Annotated in this window: 15 protein-coding genes; 2 read left to right on the forward strand and 13 right to left on the reverse strand. The window is 66.6% G+C overall.

Annotation, left to right across the window (positions count from 1 at the left end; all coding sequences use genetic code 11):
• Positions 1-51: 51 nt before the first annotated feature.
• The 13 genes from IB257_RS28500 to IB257_RS28560 all read right to left on the reverse strand — a co-directional run bounded on the left by IB257_RS28500 (position 52) and on the right by IB257_RS28560 (position 11131).
• On the reverse strand, positions 52-489 hold the full coding sequence (locus tag IB257_RS28500; protein ID WP_054453004.1) for a DUF3613 domain-containing protein: 438 nt from the start codon (positions 487-489) through the stop codon (positions 52-54).
• A 22-nt stretch (positions 490-511) separates the two neighbouring features.
• Complete coding sequence (locus IB257_RS28505) at positions 512-1381, reverse strand: tetratricopeptide repeat protein (protein WP_054453006.1); 870 nt, start codon at positions 1379-1381, stop codon at positions 512-514.
• Complete coding sequence (locus tag IB257_RS28510; protein ID WP_192493176.1) at positions 1381-2376, reverse strand: type II secretion system F family protein; 996 nt, start codon at positions 2374-2376, stop codon at positions 1381-1383. The genes IB257_RS28505 and IB257_RS28510 overlap by 1 nt, the downstream gene beginning before the upstream one ends.
• A 13-nt stretch (positions 2377-2389) precedes the next feature.
• On the reverse strand, positions 2390-3313 hold the full coding sequence (locus IB257_RS28515; protein WP_054453011.1) for a type II secretion system F family protein: 924 nt from the start codon (positions 3311-3313) through the stop codon (positions 2390-2392).
• Positions 3313-4674 (reverse strand): CpaF family protein, encoded by a 1362-nt coding sequence (locus IB257_RS28520; protein ID WP_192493177.1) that lies wholly within the window; start codon positions 4672-4674, stop codon positions 3313-3315. Before IB257_RS28520 ends, IB257_RS28515 begins: the two co-directional genes overlap by 1 nt.
• Positions 4675-4707: 33 nt before the next feature.
• Positions 4708-6036, reverse strand: coding sequence for a pilus assembly protein CpaE (locus IB257_RS28525; RefSeq protein WP_192493178.1), 1329 nt, complete (start codon positions 6034-6036; stop codon positions 4708-4710).
• Positions 6033-7394 (reverse strand): type II and III secretion system protein family protein, encoded by a 1362-nt coding sequence (locus IB257_RS28530; RefSeq protein WP_125471893.1) that lies wholly within the window; start codon positions 7392-7394, stop codon positions 6033-6035. The genes IB257_RS28525 and IB257_RS28530 overlap by 4 nt, the downstream gene beginning before the upstream one ends.
• 65 nt (positions 7395-7459) lie before the next feature.
• The gene (gene cpaB, locus IB257_RS28535) at positions 7460-8419 is read right to left on the reverse strand and encodes a Flp pilus assembly protein CpaB (protein WP_119450018.1); all 960 of its coding nucleotides are present in this window, start codon (positions 8417-8419) and stop codon (positions 7460-7462) included.
• Positions 8416-8895, reverse strand: coding sequence for a TadE/TadG family type IV pilus assembly protein (locus IB257_RS28540; RefSeq protein WP_244958701.1), 480 nt, complete (start codon positions 8893-8895; stop codon positions 8416-8418). The genes cpaB and IB257_RS28540 overlap by 4 nt, the downstream gene beginning before the upstream one ends.
• 13 nt (positions 8896-8908) lie before the next feature.
• Positions 8909-9370, reverse strand: a complete 462-nt coding sequence (locus IB257_RS28545; protein ID WP_082400878.1) for a TadE/TadG family type IV pilus assembly protein — start codon at positions 9368-9370, stop codon at positions 8909-8911.
• Complete coding sequence (locus IB257_RS28550) at positions 9316-9837, reverse strand: prepilin peptidase (protein WP_082400946.1); 522 nt, start codon at positions 9835-9837, stop codon at positions 9316-9318. The genes IB257_RS28545 and IB257_RS28550 overlap by 55 nt, the downstream gene beginning before the upstream one ends.
• Before the next feature lie 143 nt (positions 9838-9980).
• Positions 9981-10172 (reverse strand): Flp family type IVb pilin, encoded by a 192-nt coding sequence (locus IB257_RS28555; RefSeq protein ID WP_192355131.1) that lies wholly within the window; start codon positions 10170-10172, stop codon positions 9981-9983.
• A gap of 128 nt (positions 10173-10300) precedes the next feature.
• Positions 10301-11131: an MHYT domain-containing protein gene (locus tag IB257_RS28560; RefSeq protein WP_054453023.1), complete on the reverse strand. Its 831-nt coding sequence runs from the start codon at positions 11129-11131 to the stop codon at positions 10301-10303.
• A gap of 608 nt (positions 11132-11739) precedes the next feature.
• Between IB257_RS28560 and IB257_RS28565 the strand changes: the two genes are divergently transcribed.
• Positions 11740-13338, forward strand: coding sequence for a ShlB/FhaC/HecB family hemolysin secretion/activation protein (locus tag IB257_RS28565; RefSeq protein WP_370126546.1), 1599 nt, complete (start codon positions 11740-11742; stop codon positions 13336-13338).
• Between the two features lie 348 nt (positions 13339-13686).
• Positions 13687-15203: collagen-like triple helix repeat-containing protein (locus tag IB257_RS28570; protein WP_192355130.1), on the forward strand; the 1517-nt coding region annotated here is incomplete at its 3' end.

Raw genomic sequence — 15203 nt, forward strand, 5'->3', positions numbered from 1 at the left:
GCTCTTGCGACTCCATACCCGCATGCGGCGGGGAATACCAACGCCCGGAACCTATTGGACGTTGGGAATTTCCACATTCCGGTCGAACCACACGGGAATGGGATGCTTGAAGCTCTCCAGATAGCGGTTCCAGGCGGCGGTAGACACCGGCCCCAGCACGGGCAAGGCATTGCCAGCGCGCCGCCCGTCGGCCTGCGCCGCCAGCAGCCCGCGCGTCACGTCGCCAAAGCCTTCTTGCGCCGCAGGCGCGGCGGCGGGCGCCTGCGGCAGCGGAGTCTGCACCTGCTGCACCACGGCCCGCTCCGGCATGGCGGACACAGGTTCCGGCGCCGACACGGCGGCAGGCGCCTGAGCGGACGGCGCGCTGCCCGCGGCGCCCGACATGCTGCCCGTCAACGGCGCATTGGATTGCGCCAGGACGGCCGCGGGCGCCTGCGCCGCAAGCGCGCAGGCCACGATGAACAAGGCGTGCTGGGTCGAATGGGACATGGCAGTCTTCCTCAAAACGGGGTTAGCGCACGATGGGTCCGTTACCCAAGCCGTCCATCAAGGGGCTCATCAACGGCATGACGGCCTGTTCGCCGCTGGACACCCGGGTGGCAGGCGCATAGGAAGCGCCCGCCGCCGGGGCCAGCTGGCCGCGGATCTCGGCGGCCAGGCGCAGCACCTGTCCGCGCGCCTCTTCATTCAGTTGCGCCCGCTCCATCAGGCGCTGCGCCTTGAGCGGATCGCCCTCGACCAGCAGCAACACCGCCAGGTTCGCCAGCACCTTGCCGCTTTCCGGCGTCAGTTCGGCCGCCTGCCCCAGCGGCACGCGCGCGCCCGCCGGATCGCCCGCGCGCAGGCGCGCATAGCCCAGGTCGCCCAGGATGCGCGCGTCCATGGGAGCCAGTTTGGCCGCCCGCGAAAAATAATCGGCCGCCTGGTCGAACTGCCCGCGCGAACCGGCGATCAGACCCAGGCCGTGCCAGCCCTCGGCCGCCTGGTCGGTGGCGGTAAGCGCGCGATAGGCCTGTTCGCTCAGCGCCGCCTGCCCGGTCTGGCGCAGCGCCTCGGCGCGCAGCACGGCCACGCGCGCGTCGTTGCCGTACTTCTGCTGATAGCCGTCGATGTACGCGAGCGACGCGAAATAGCGTTCCTGGCGTTGCGCCTCGACGATCATGGACAGCATCATCTCGGGTTCCTTGGGCCGGCTCTTGCTCTGGGCCTCGTCCTCCTTCTGCCGCAACAGCGCCTGCTCCTGCTGCTGTTGCTGGATCAGTTGCCAGGCGGATTCCGCGTTGTTGGTCTTGCATCCGCTCAAACCCGCGCCCGCCGCCAGCACCGTGACGACAAGCACGCAGCGCCATGCGCGCGAGCTGCTTTCCGTTGCGCCGTTCATTACATCCCCCCCATGCGCGACAAACCGCGCAACACCGCGATGAACCCAGCCCCGCCCGTCACGATCAACAGCGCGGGCAATAGCGTCACGATCATGACCCCGGTCATCTTGACCGTGGTCTTGCCTACCTTCTCCTTCAGTTCCAGGCGCCGCTTGTCGCGCAGGCGTTCGCCGAAGCGGTTCAAGGGCTCCTGCACCGCGCCGCCGTGCTGGTCCACCTGCGCGATCAGGCGGCAAATGGCGGACAGGTCGTCGTTGTCGAAGCCCGTGGCCATCCTGGCCAGCGATTGTTCGCGTGTGCGGCCACGTACATAGAGCTCGGACGCCAGCCGCAATTCGAATGACAGCACCGGCAGCACCTGGCCGAACTCCTTGACCAGCACCTGCAGGCTCTGGTCGATCGACAGGCCCACGCCCTGCAACAGGCGCAGCAGGTCAATCAGCAAGGGCAACTCATCGGCCGCTTGCCTGCGACGGCGCGCCAGGCGCCGCTGCACGATCCATTTGGGCAGCATGTAGCCGACAGTGAAAGCCACGAAGGCCACGACAAAAGCGCCCAGCGGCATATCCGGAAGATGCTTGTGCCAGTCCAGCATGACCGCCGCCACGGGCAGCAGGATCGCCAGGCCAAGCCGGATCAGGACGAAGCGCGAACGCGCGGTGCCGGGGTTGGCATAGCCGGCCATGTCCACCAGCTTGCGGTCCTCGGCGGCCAGCAGCGCATCGGCCAGCCGGCCTTCGCTCAGGCGCTTGCCGAACGTGTCGGCCGCCCGCGCGGCCGCCGCCAGCCTGCCCTGCCCGCCTTCGCTGCGCGCGGCCGCCGACGCCCTCGCGCCGTCGCGCGCGGCCAGCGCCTGATCCACCACCTGGCGACTGCGGCCCTGGCTGCGCAGGCGCCGCGCCATGCCCAGGCCCAGCACCACCAGGCCAGCCGCCACCAGCATCAGCGCCATCGCCAGCACGGTGGAAGCATTCCAGGATTGCAGGATTTGCATGGCGCCCCTCCGGTCAAATGGCCTTGGCCATGCGATAGAGCCAATAGCAGCCGCCGATCTGCAGGCAGACCGCGGTCAGCAGCATCCTGAAGCCTTGCGGGTCCTGCCACAGGCCCATGAACAAGTTGTTGTTGGCGACGATGATGAAGCCCGCGATGCCCACCGGCAGCAAGGCCAGAATCCAGGCCGACAAGCGGACCTCGGCCGAACTGGCGGTCAGTTCATTTCGCGCCTGCGCCACGTCGCGCATGAAGGCCGCCATGCGTTCCAGCACCTGGTCGCTGCGGCCGCCGAAGCGCAGGGCCAACGACACCACCGCCGCCACCATGTACAGCTCCTTCAGCCCATACAGGCGCGACACGTGCGCCAGGGCCGCGTCGAGCTCCTTGGAGCGGCTAAGGCCGGCCGCCGTCTCCACCACTTCGCGCAAAGGTTCGTCGGCAGCGGCGGCGGCCGTCTGGAACGCGGCGCCCATGCTGTTGCCGATGGTGAGCAGGCGCACGATGTTGTCCAGGAACGCGGGCAGCTGCGAGATCATGCGCCGCTGGCGCTTGTCGGCCTTCAACCACAGCAGGAAGTAGGCGAACACCGCCAGCAGCAGCAGGGTCACCGCGCCGGAAAGCGCCCCCAGGAATGTCCATGCCAGCGCCGCGCCGACCACGACGGGAAGCGCGATGCGCACATACAAGCCGGCGCTTTGCCGCAGGCCGGCCAGGCGCAGCAAGCGGTCCCAACCGGAAAACCCGCTGCGAAACTCACGTGTGTTCTCAGCGAAAGGCGCGTCGGCGGCGGCCTCGTCGCGGCCCCGCTGCAGCTGGCTCTCCAGAAAGGCGGAACTGGCCGCCCGGCGGGCGCGGCGGTCGGCATGGCGCCACAGCAGCACCGCTCCTATGGCCAGCACCACGGCCAGGCTCGCAAGCGCCAGGGCTTCCTGCATCAGCGCCTCCTGCTCCAGAATCCGCCACCCCCGCCATCGCGGTCGTCCGGCGGGTTGTCGCTGGCGCGCGCCTCGTTGCGCAGCTTGGTCAGCTTGGGCGTGTGAGGATGAATGCCCAGCCAGTTCCAGCGATCTTTCTCCTCGCCATCCTGCGTTGCGTAGGATTCGTGGCGATAGAGTTCCTGGGTGGAGATCACGTTGTCGCCCATGCCCGTGATCTCGGTCACCGACAGCACGCGGCGCTTGCCGTTGGACAGGCGGCCGATCTGCACGATGAAGTCCAGCGCGCTGGCGATCTGCCTGCGCAGGCTGTCCTCGCTGCCCTGGAATCCGGCGAAACCGGCCAGCATCTCGATCCGGTACAGGCATTCGCGCGGGGAGTTCGCATGGATGGTCGCCATGGATCCCTCGTGTCCGGTGTTCATGGCCTGCAGCATGTCCATGACCTCGGCGCCGCGCACTTCGCCCACCACCACGCGGTCCGGCCGCATGCGCAGGCTGTTGCGGATCAGCTCGCGGATGCTGACGGCGCCGCTGCCGTCAAAGCCGCCCTGACGCGACTCCAGCCGCACCACGTGGGGATGGTTGAGCGACAGTTCGGCGGTGTCCTCCACCGTCACCACGCGTTCCGTTTCCGGAATGAAGAACGCCAGCGCGTTCAGCAGCGAAGTCTTGCCCGAACTGGTGCCGCCGGACACCAGGATGTTGCAACGGTTCTTCACGGCCTCGTTCAGCAGCCGGTAGATCTCTTCATCGAAGCTGCCCAAGGTCAGCAGGTCCGCCGGCTTGAGCGGGTCCTGGCGGAACTTGCGGATCGACACCATGGGGCCGTCGACCGCCAATGGTTCGATCACCACGTTCAGGCGGCCGCCGTCGGGCAGGCGCGCGTCCACCATGGGGCTGGACTCGTCGAGCCGCCGGCCGATCGGCGCCAGGATGCGGCGCACGATGCGCAGCACATGCTGATTGTCGGTGAAGCGCAGCGTCTCGCGGGCCAGCACGCCGCGGCGCGAGACGAAGACATTGTCATAGCCGTTGATCAGGATGTCCTCCACGGCCGGGTCCGCCAGCAGATCCTCCAGGGGCCCCAGGCCGGCCAGTTCCTTGGTCAGCGCTTCGGCAATGGCGCGCATTTCCCCTTCGTTGATCGGCACCCGGCGCAGGCGTACGAAGCTCGCGACCTCGATGTCCACGAATTCCTGGATCGCCGACCTGGCCCAGCGGCCGAACTCCGCACCCAGCTCCTCGATGCGGGACAGCAGGTGCTCGTACGCCGCCGTCTTCACTTCCTGGTAGCGGTCCGACGCCGAAAAGCCTTTGTCGCCATCGCCGCCGAACTCTATCGTCGCTGTCATGATCATGTCGGATCCCGTAGCCGTCCGTCTGTCTGTCCGTCAACCGACCACCATGCGGCGGTGCACGCCGGGCAGCCAGGTGGCCAGCCAGCCTGCACGCCCGCCAGGCGAGTTCTCTTCGGCGCACAGGCGTTCCGCCAGCGCCTGCACCGCGCGCACGTAGACATCGCGTTCGGCCTCTTCGTGCAGCAGATGGCCCCGGTTCGTGCACACCATCAAGGGCAGCGTGCGGTCCGGCAGCGTGCCCACCAGTTCCAGCTGGAAGCGTTCGGCGATCTGCTGCGCCGTCATGCCGTAGCGTTCGTCATAGCGGTTGACGATCAGGCCCAGGCTGCGCCGGTCCACGTGCTGCTGCTCCAGCTCCTGCAGTACGCCGGCCAGCGACACCAGCGCGCCGACGCTCTGGTCGGTCACGATCCAGTTCAGCTGCGAGGCGCGCGCCAACCCCGACACGAATTCGGGATTGCTGAAACCGCCCGCATCGGCCACCACGACCGAGAAGTGCTGGCGCATGCGCTCGAACACCAGCAGCGAATCCGACTGCGACACGTCACGCATCTGGCCCAGGTCTCGCGGCAGCGACAGCACGCTCAAGCCGTTTGCCGTATGCGCCATGGCCGATCCCAGCAGCGTCGAGTCGAGGCGGCGCAGGTTGCGGGCCGCCTCGGCGAAATCGAAGTCGCCGCCGATATTCAGATAGAGCTGGCAATCGCCCACGGGCCAGCCCAGGTCCATCAGCGCCACGCGGCTGGACAAGGGCAGCGGTTCGCCGGAAGGCTTGGCCGCCTTGGCTCCCAAGGCAGCGGCGCGCTGGCCGTGCGCAAGCTTCAGGCGGTCCTGCACCATGCCCGCCAGATGCACGGCCAGGGTGCTGGCGCCCACGCCCGGACGCGCGCCCAGCAGCACGACGCTGCGGCGCGTGCCGTCCATGCGGCCATCGGACGGCCGGTCGAGCAGGCGCTGCACCACTTCCTTGATTTCCTGCGGCGCAACCGAGGGATCGACAAAATCGCTGACGCCTGCCCGCAAGGCGGCGATCGCCCCTTCCGGCTGGCTCAGGAAGCCCACCGCCACGCGCGGCAACGTCGGCGCAATGCGGGCCAGCAAGCGCGCCAGTTCGGCGGACTTGAACAGTTTGCCGGGCTCGTCGTCGCTCAGGGTGAAGTCCAGGAACACCACCTGCGGCGCGATCTCCGTCAGGCGCCGCGCCAGTTCCTCTATGCGCGGCGATTCCTGGGTCAGCATCCCCAGGTCGCCCAAAGCCTGTCCCAACTGCGCCGCAACCGCGTTGCCCTGGGAGCAGAACAGGAACCGCGTGCCGTTTTGCAGGCCCACCCATTCGCTGGCATGTGTCTTCATATTGCTCACCGTGAAAAGCCCGGCATCTGCTGGCCGCCCACCGGGCCGGTCAGGTAATAGCCCCAAGCGTTGAATGCCGTGTCCGTCTGTTCCTGCTTGGCTCCCGGCAGCGGCAGGGCCACGCCGCGCGCGATGGGGCGCACCAGGCGCGGCGTCACGACGATGACCAGCTCGGTGTCCTCCTGGGAGTAATCAACGCTGCGAAAGAACGCGCCGATGATGGGCAGGTCGCCCAGCATGGGCACCTTGTTGACCATGGCCTTGGTCTGGCGCGATACCAGGCCGCTGATCACGAAGCTTTCGCCATCGCCCAGTTCCACCGTGGTATCAGCGCGGCGCGTACGCAACGCGGGAATGATGGTGCTGGTGTCCGCGCTGGTATTGATGGCGATGCCGTTGGTGTAGTCGAGTTCGCTGGCCTCGGGCGCGACCTTCAGCGAGATGCGGTCGCGCGAGAGCACGGTCGGCGTGACGGTCAGGCCGATGCCGAAGGGCTTGAAGGTCACATTGACCGTGCCCAGGCCGCCGGCCTGCGGAATCGGCAGCTCGCCGCCGGCCAGGAAACTGGCGCTCTGCCCTGTCAGGGCCACCAGGGTCGGCTCGGCCAGGACGCGCGCCATGCCATTGGTCTGCAGCAGGCGCAGCCGCGCCGCAAAGTTGTTGGAGTCGTAGAACAGCGAGAAACCCGAAGCCAGCGCGCCGCCCAGACTGGCGGGCATCGTGGAGCTGCCGCCGCTCCAGGGGCCGTTGCTGGCCGTGAAGCTGATGCCGGCCGCCTTCATCACCGAGCGCGACACTTCCACGACCTTCACTTCCACCTGCACCACGCCGCCGGCGCCTGCGGTGGACATGTCCACCACGTTCTTTTCCCCGCCCACGGCGGATGCTGCCATGGTGGCTGACGCGATCTGCCCCAGCTGCGATTCGGCGTGGCCCGACACCACGGCATGGCCGTCGGCGATGTCCACGTTGGCGCCGCCTCCCAGGCCGCGGCTCGCCAATGCGCCCTGCACGCTGCCGCCGACGCGGACGTTCCATATCTGCGGCGCCGCATTGTTGCCGGTCCAGACCTGCAATTGCGTGGTGCCGGGCTTCTTGCCATAGAGTAGTACTGAGCCCGCGCGCTTGCCGGAAGCGGGCAATACCTTCACGTCCGCCACATCCGGGTCGCCGATGGCGATGCGCGTGGGCGCGCCGCCATCCAGCATGAGGGTCTGCTGTCCCTTCACCGCCATCGAGATGTCGCGGGCCGGCGCATTCGCGCCTGCCGCGGGCGCTGCGGTCTGTGCCAGGCCTAGGGCGCCATGCATCATCGCTGCCGCGCCCGACAGCAGGCAAATCATGGTGGTGCGCTGATGTTTCTTCATAGTGCTGGACCCGATGATGGAATAAGTCCGGCTGCGGCCAGCGCCTGGTCCGCCCGCAGCCCCGTTCAATAGCGCACGCGCTCGGATTTCTCTCCTCGGATGATTTCCACAGTCCTGCCGCCGCCGGAACCCTGGGGCCGGCCGGCGGCGCGGGCGGCGGGCGCCAGCGCCGCGGCCGTCGTGCCGTCCAGTTGCACCAGGCTCTCGCCGGCATAGGCGCGGTTCGGTCCCGTCAGCAGCGATTCGCGCTGCGCAGGGGTCAAGTCGGCCCGCACCGGCAGCACCGTGCCGCGCTGGGCGAACAACTGCGCGTCGGGCATGCTGTCATCGCCCACCGGGCGCAAAGCCAACTGCAGGCGCCCGGCGCGGCTGGCCAGCATCAGCTCGTTGACGCGATCGACCGGCACGGCCAGCACCGCGGTACGCGCCGGCTGGCCGGGACCGCCCTGTTGCAGCGCCGACTTTTCGTCCGGCCCTTCCACCGTCGCCTTGCCATACGCCAGCACGCGCACCTGCGACTGCAGCAGGCGGGCCTGGCCGACGGCCACTTCGGCGCTTTTCTCGATCATGAAGAACACGTCCACCATGTCGCCGGGAACGATGCGATTGCCGCCGCCGATCACTTCGTCCACCGCGATGGCGACCGCGCGTTCGCCCGGTTTGAGCTGGCGCGCCAGGCCCTGCGTCAGCAGGCTGGGTACTATCGGATCGCCTGCGGCGATGTCGACCTTCGTCACCGCGCCCTCCAGCGGAGCGACGTCGGCAAACCCGCCGGACAGTGCAACCTGCCACTGCGCCACCGTCAGCATTCTTGCGCTGTCGATGCGCGAACCGGCCGGAATCGGCTCTCGCGCCACCACCACCGGATGGAGTTTGAGCGGTTCCGCCGGCGTCGCCGCGACAGGCGCAGGCGCCACGCTGGTCGGGGGACTCGCGGGCGCCGAGGCCAGCCGCCAGGCCACGAAGGCCAGCACCAGGCCCGCCACCAGCAACATGCCCGCGATGATCTTGCTCAGACTGCTCATGGTGTCCCCTGCGATATCTGCACGACGGCCTGCGAATGCAATCTGTTGGGTATCCAGTTCCGGTTCGTGCCCGGCAACGCCGTGATCAGCCCTCGCACGGTCTCCAATAGCGGCCAGGACTGCGTGTTGTAGGTCATGGCGACGGTGGCGCAATCGGCTGGCCTGCCGCCCGCCCCAGTCCATGCACACGGCGCGCGCGTGGTGCTGCACAGCACCGCCGAGCCGGCGGAAAAGGTGCCCATCGCCGCCAGGCAGGCCGCCGCAGGCACATCGGCCTGACCACTGAAGCGGGCGTAGACCGCGGCGCGCGCGCCGTCGGCCGCGGCGGCGGCCAACTGCTGCTGCATCCAGAACAGCGCGCCGAATCCGACCACGCCGCAGATGAAGAGCAGCAGCAAGGTGAGCGTCAGCGAAAACTCCAACGCCGCGATGCCGCGCTGGCGCTTGCGTGAAGTCTGGCCGGCAGGGAGTTGCACGCAGGCTCGCATCTCAGCCTCCCCCGCCCAGGGCATTGCCCAGATGCACCGTGGCGCGCGCACTCAGCACGCTGGAGGCCGGCATCAACGCCGCCTGCAGCAGCGGCACCGAGGGGATGAGCGGATGGGCCCCATAGGCGTAGGACACGGTGACTTCGATCTGGTCCTGCGCCAACGGCATGCCGCTGCAGGCGCCGCCGGCCGCGCTGCTGAGCGCGCCCGCGCTGCCGCAAACCGCCACCTGGACCGGCGCGGCGGACATCGTGCTGATCCACTCCGCCTGGTACAGCGCGGAATCGCGGCCGGCGTCGGCTCGCGCCGTCAGCGACGCGGAACCCGCCTGCCACTGCAAGACCTTGCGCGCGCCATCCTGCGCGGCCAAGGTCACGGAATGCTGCGCGGCGACCACCAGGGAATATGTCAGGATCCCGTAAAACACCAGGAAGAACACCACGAATACCAAGGCGAACTCCACGGAATAAGAACCGCGATGCCGGCGGCGAGGCCCAGATACGCGGCATAGGGGATCTGCCGCGCCCGGTTGCTCAGCGCCCAGACCCGGGACACCGCCAGATACAGCAAGCCATGCAGGCCGGCCAGCACGCTGGCCAGCGCCAGCGTCACCATCAGCGGCGCGAAGCCCAGCAGCAGTCCGAGCACGGCGATGGCCTTGATATCCCCTGCTCCCATGAGACGCCTGCGCCACAAGGGCAGGAATGGCGCCGCGACCAAAAAGCCGGCCAGCGCCATCCACCATCCCGACCATCGCGGCGGATAGGCCCAGCCAGGCGCCAGCAAGGCCGCCAGCAGCCATAGCAATTGGCCCGCAAGTCCCGCGATGATCAGCCGGTTGGGGACGCGGCGATAGCGCAGATCGGCGTGGATCAGCGCCAGAATCCAGCATGTGAACAACAGCCACCACAGCACTACCCCTGGATACAAGGCTAAGACCTTCTGAAAAAACGAATGCGACAACGGGCGCGCCGGATCGGCGCGGACTCCTTCAATCAAGTGATGCGATGTTGCGGGCACGCGCCGCGGCGGCTATGGATACGCTGCCGCCGCGGCGCGGATCGGCTTGCGGCTCACTCCGCGGGAGGCGTGGTCCGGGCAGTGTCGAGCTTGGTCCCGAGGTCCGAGAACATCGATTGCAAAGCGCCGGTAAACGCCCCCACCGCGACAATGAGGGCTACCGCCACCATGCCCGCGATCAGCCCGTACTCCAGGGCAGTGATGCCCTCTTCGTCATTCCAGAACTGCGAGAGTGTTGCTTTCATGTCGAGCTCCATGGGTCTCGATTGATGACCGGGGCCGTTCTTCAACATTCTTCAAGAAGCAGGGCCCCCTAAAGCCTGGAACTGCCTGCGCGCCGCCGTGATTCCCGCGGCGCGCGTCCAGGGTCCAGCTAACCCGGCCCTGGCGTGGCTCCGGGCAATCTGTCCGGAGCCGCGCCAGGTGCCGATTCAATGATCGAGTCGATGCGCTGCGCCGTGCGCGCGCGAAAGCGTTCGGAAGCGCGCTGCAAATGCCAACGCATGAGGAACAAGGTGACGATCGAGAGCGCGAAAGCGATGTATGGCAGCTTGGCGCCGCCGATATGCAGGCCGACGGCGTCATTCTGGGTCGTGCAGATGACGGCGCCGGCGGCCGCGCCGGTGTAGTGCATGCCGCAAACCGCGATGGCCATCAAAACGGCCGCGCCGATGCGCTGGCGTTCATTCTGGGTATTGAAGGCAAGCCACAAGGCCGCGGTAGCCGCGATGACGGCGATCAGCACCGACAAAACCACCAGCGGCAGGTTCCAGAGCAATACCGCCGGCATGCGCGCCGCGCTCATGCCGACATAATGCATGGAGGCCACGCCAAACCCTGCGGCACAGCCACCGACCAGGCATCGGAGAAAGCTGAAACGTTCGCGGCCGACATACCAAAACGCCCAGCCGGAAAATCCTGCGGCGACCACGAAACTGAGTATCGTCAGGCCGACCTGGTAACCCACTTCAAACGGCAGGTTCTGCGCCAGCATGCCGATGAAATGCATGCTCCAGATACCCACGCCGCCCATCGCCACCGCGCCGATGACGATATAGCCGATGCGGATTTCGCCGTCCTGGGTTTCTGCCCGAATACCGGCTGCGGCCAGCAGGGCCACATACGAACCCAAGGCGGCGATCAGGAACGAAAGCGCCACCAGACCGCCATTGAATGAAAGCGGAACGATATCGCCCGGGCTCATGAATGCCCCGCTTGTGGCGAGCCATGACGGCAATACGCGGCCGTCAGGCAGTTGCAGCAATTCTTGCGGTAATCCCCAGCCATCTTGACCTCCGGGCGGGCCACACATTTTGCGTATTTTTGATACGTATCTTTAGTTTATATATTGCCAAATCATACACATCAGGGTTTTCACTGAATTTCGCTATATTGCGACATAAGATGTGTAACGAACGCTCCTAAGTTTTCGAAAACATTATTAAATCCGGCTGAACGGCGGTTATCTTGGCCCGAAAATAGTTTCCGCAACGGAAGAATATTCCGAAATAATGTCGACGCGATGAGCCGAGGGAGGCGGAATTTGAAATTAATTGTCATTCTGCCGGGATTGCTGGCACCATATGCGCACCGGCAAATGCAACTTTTTCCTAACACTGTTGCAGCCCTTTTCCATCCGATACTCGATCGGGATCAGCTATCCGTTCAGAAGCGCCAGCGGAAATGAGAGACGAAAAAGGCAAGAGACGCATGTTTCCGGCGAGTCCGATTTGCCTCGCCCTCTTGTGCATATTGGCGGCCAGCTCTCAGGCCAGGGCGGAAGGCCCGCTACGCGGCAACCCGGTGGACGCCATGCCGCGGCTGGAGCGTCCGCCGTCGGCAACGCAACCCCCGCCCTACGTCCAGACCGCAACGCCAGAACAACTGGCCTTGCAGGCCCGGCTGGCTCAACGCATCGTGCCGCGCAATTTCGACGTCAGCGGCGTGCGCGCCATTCCATTCGAGGAAGTGTCCGGATTGCTCAGCCCTCTGGCTGGCAAGGAAATCAGCCTGGGCGAGCTGGTCCAGGAAGTCGACAAGATCACGCAGCTCTACCGCGACAAGGGCTTTCCGCTTTCCTTCGCACTACTGCAGAACCAGACCTTCGCCAACGGCCTGGTGGTAGTGACAGTGGTCGAGGGCTACATCGCCAACGTGCGGATCGAAGGCGACATCGGCAATGCGCAGGACCGGCTTGAAGCGCTGGCCGCGCCGATGCAGGAAGAAAGGCCGCTCAAGCAGGCCACGCTGGAACGTCAGTTGAACCTGATGCGCACCGTGCCCGGCGTCAAGTTCACGCCCAGCCTGGATTTGCCGCGCCGCGCGGACGGCGCGACCGAACTGGTGCTGGCGGCCAGCCGCCAGCCCGTCAGCCTGACCGGCGGCATCGCAGACCTGGGCACCGGCATGCAGCCCATCGTGAACCTGGCGACCAACAGCCTGACGCCCCTGGGCGAGCAAGTGAAGCTGACAGCCTCGGTGCCCTTCAATACCGATGACGTGAAGTACGTGTCGGGTGAAATCCGCGTGCCGATTGGTGCGGACGGCCTGGCGATCAAGATCGACGGCTACCACTACGACGCCCGGCCCCAGGACGACGCGATCGAAATGCTGGGCTTCGAACGCCGCGTGAAGAACGACCGCATCGGGGTTGGCGTGAGCTATCCATTCCTGTTGAACAACACCCGATCGCTGACGGGAACGCTGGGCGTATACGCGGCCAATTCGAAGGACCGGTACGAGGCACACAGCACCGACCGGTGGCTGCAGCAGGATGCGCAGGTGCGTGCGGCGACCGCCGAAATGCGCTACATCCAGGTGTCCGAGACCAAGGCCACCGACGTCACGTTGAGCGTGGCCAAGGGGTTCGACGCGGCGGGGGCAAAGAAGGACATCGCGACCAACTACGGTTATTCCGCCACCCCGCTGCTGGACCTGGACTTCACCCGCTACAACCTCAACGCCAGGCAGACCTTCGTGCTGCCCGCCCAGATCGGCCTGGTTTTCTCGGGTGCGGCGCAGTACTCCAGCAATATCCTGCCGTCGTCCGAACAGATCTCGTACGGTAGCTGGCGCTACGCCATGGGCTATCCGCAGGGCGACCAAAGCGGCGACAAGGGCGTCGGCGTATCGGCGGAAATCAATCGCCGCTTCGGCGTGGGCTGGGAATACCTTTCCAGCGTGCAGCCCTACGCCCTGGTCGACTACGCACGCACTTGGTACAACAACAAGGACCTGCAGACTTTGAACCAGCGGCACCTGTCTTCCGTGGCTCTCGGCTTGCGCTTTACCGACGACAAATACTATCTGTTCGATTTCAACGTGGCCAAGCCGGTGGGATCGGCCACCGTGAACGACAACCGCGACGTGCGCTTCAACGCCAACTATTCGCTGTTTTACGACGCGTTCTAGCCGTCCTGAACAGCGCGCCCGACAAGCCGATGAACGCCCGCCATGACGGGCGTTTTTCCTTGGGCGACGCCACCGGCGTTACGTAACGCCCGCCGTAACGTTACGTCGGATGGGCGGCTTTCCGTAACATTCGCAGGCTCCTGGCGATCGCAAAAGTGAGGATTTTCCAGATTTAAGGAAAACCCTTAATCACCGCCATATCCCATTGATAATGAAGCGATTTATTTCCTCAGAGTTTACCGAAGCAGGCGTCTTGAAGCGGGCCTGAAAAATCTTGGCATGGTTTGTGCATGAGGAAGCGTATCGGGTTGTTTCGACGCCTGACTCTTCCAACCAAAGGAGCTCGCCATGCATACCCATTCCGACACGCGCCGCCTGCAACGCGTCCTGACCGCCACCGTCCTTGCCACCGCGCTGGTAAGCGCCCTGGCCGCCTGCGGCGGTGGCGGCGGCGGAAAGAAAACCGCGGGCCTGCCCGGGACGGACATTCCGACCAATCCTGGCGGTGGCGGCCTGGATCCCGGCGGCGGTCTGAACCCCGGCGGCGGTACCAACCCTGGCGGCGGCACCGACCCGGGCGGTGGTACCAATCCCGGTGGCGGGACCAACCCCGGCGGCGGGACCAACCCCGGCGGCACTGACCCCGGAGGCGGCACCGATCCTGGCGGCGGCACCAACCCGCCGCGCGTGAGCGGCCTGCTGGAAACCACGTTGGGCAATACCGGCGCGGCGCTCGACAACACCCTGCCCCTCAATCTGGACACGACCTTGAGCGGCGTGGGCAAGGCGCTGGATCCCACGATCAAGCCGGTCGCCGACACCGTCGTCGGCCTGACCCAGCAGATCGGCGCCACGACCGGCTTGGGCCAGCCCGCCGACGGCGTCGTCAAGCAGGTGGGCGGCCTGGTCAGCGACCTGGGCGCAAGCGTCAAGGGCACGGGACTGCCTGGAGGTCTGAGCACCGGCGTCGGAGGCCTGGTGGATGGCCTGGGCAAAACCGTGGCCAGCACCGGCGGCCTGCTGAGTGCGAACCCGAACAACCCGAATCCTCTGACCACAGTGCTGGGCAACACCACAGGCGCTATAGGCGCCCTGACTGGGGCGCTATCGGGCCAGGGCGGCCTGCTGCAGCCCCTGACCCAGGTGGTTGGCAGCCTGACGGGAGAGGTCTTGAGCGGCCCCGCGTTGGGAGTGCTGGAACCCTCATTGGGCAACACAGGTCAGGCCGTCGATAACGTGTTGCCGCTGGGCCTCCAACCCGTGCTGGGCGGCGTAGGCCACGCACTCGATTCGACCGCCAGTCCGCTGGTCGCCAAGGTTACTGGTCTGACGCAGCAAGTGGGCGATGGCGCCAAGTTGGGCGCACCGGTGGCGGGGCTGCTAAGCAGCCTGGGCGGCACCGTCACCAATCTGGGCAGCGCCTTGCCGGGAAACGCGACTGGGCTTAACGATGTCGTACGGAACCTCGGCGGCGCGCTCAACACTGCGGGCGGCTTGCTCCATGCCTCGCCATCCAATCCCAACCCCTTGGGTTCGACACTACACAACGCCACGGCTGCCGTAGCTTCGCTGACCGGCACCCTGGGCCTGGGCGGAGTGACCGGTGGCCTGACGGGCGGCGCGAGTGGTACGGGCGGACTGCTGGCGCCGGTGACGGGCTTGCTCGGCAACGTGACCGGAGCCGTGGGCGGCGCAACCGGCGGCGCCAATGGCGGACTGCTGGCGCCGGTGACGGGCCTGCTCGGCAACGTGACCGGAGCCGTGGGCGGCGCAACCGGCGGCGCCAATGGCGGACTGCTGGCGCCGGTGACGGGCCTGCTCGGCAACGTGACCGGAGCCGTGGGCGGTGCAACCGGCGGCGCCAA

This window comes from Achromobacter sp. ACM03 (assembly GCF_014851665.1).
In the GTDB taxonomy this organism is placed as follows: Bacteria; Pseudomonadota; Gammaproteobacteria; order Burkholderiales; family Burkholderiaceae_B; genus Achromobacter; species Achromobacter aegrifaciens.

Excerpts from the sequence above, each read along its gene's own strand:
- IB257_RS28500 (WP_054453004.1), bottom strand. The coding sequence starts at position 489 with ATGTCCCATTCGACCCAGCACGCCTTGTTCATCGTGGCCTGCGCGCTT.
- IB257_RS28505 (WP_054453006.1), bottom strand. The coding sequence starts at position 1,381 with ATGAACGGCGCAACGGAAAGCAGCTCGCGCGCATGGCGCTGCGTGCTT.
- IB257_RS28510 (WP_192493176.1), bottom strand. The coding sequence starts at position 2,376 with ATGCAAATCCTGCAATCCTGGAATGCTTCCACCGTGCTGGCGATGGCG.
- IB257_RS28515 (WP_054453011.1), bottom strand. The coding sequence starts at position 3,313 with ATGCAGGAAGCCCTGGCGCTTGCGAGCCTGGCCGTGGTGCTGGCCATA.
- IB257_RS28520 (WP_192493177.1), bottom strand. The coding sequence starts at position 4,674 with ATGATCATGACAGCGACGATAGAGTTCGGCGGCGATGGCGACAAAGGC.
- IB257_RS28530 (WP_125471893.1), bottom strand. The coding sequence starts at position 7,394 with ATGAAGAAACATCAGCGCACCACCATGATTTGCCTGCTGTCGGGCGCG.
- cpaB (WP_119450018.1), bottom strand. The coding sequence starts at position 8,419 with ATGAGCAGTCTGAGCAAGATCATCGCGGGCATGTTGCTGGTGGCGGGC.
- IB257_RS28555 (WP_192355131.1), bottom strand. The coding sequence starts at position 10,172 with ATGAAAGCAACACTCTCGCAGTTCTGGAATGACGAAGAGGGCATCACT.
- IB257_RS28560 (WP_054453023.1), bottom strand. The coding sequence starts at position 11,131 with ATGAGCCCGGGCGATATCGTTCCGCTTTCATTCAATGGCGGTCTGGTG.
- IB257_RS28565 (WP_370126546.1), top strand. The coding sequence starts at position 11,740 with ATGCCGCGGCTGGAGCGTCCGCCGTCGGCAACGCAACCCCCGCCCTAC.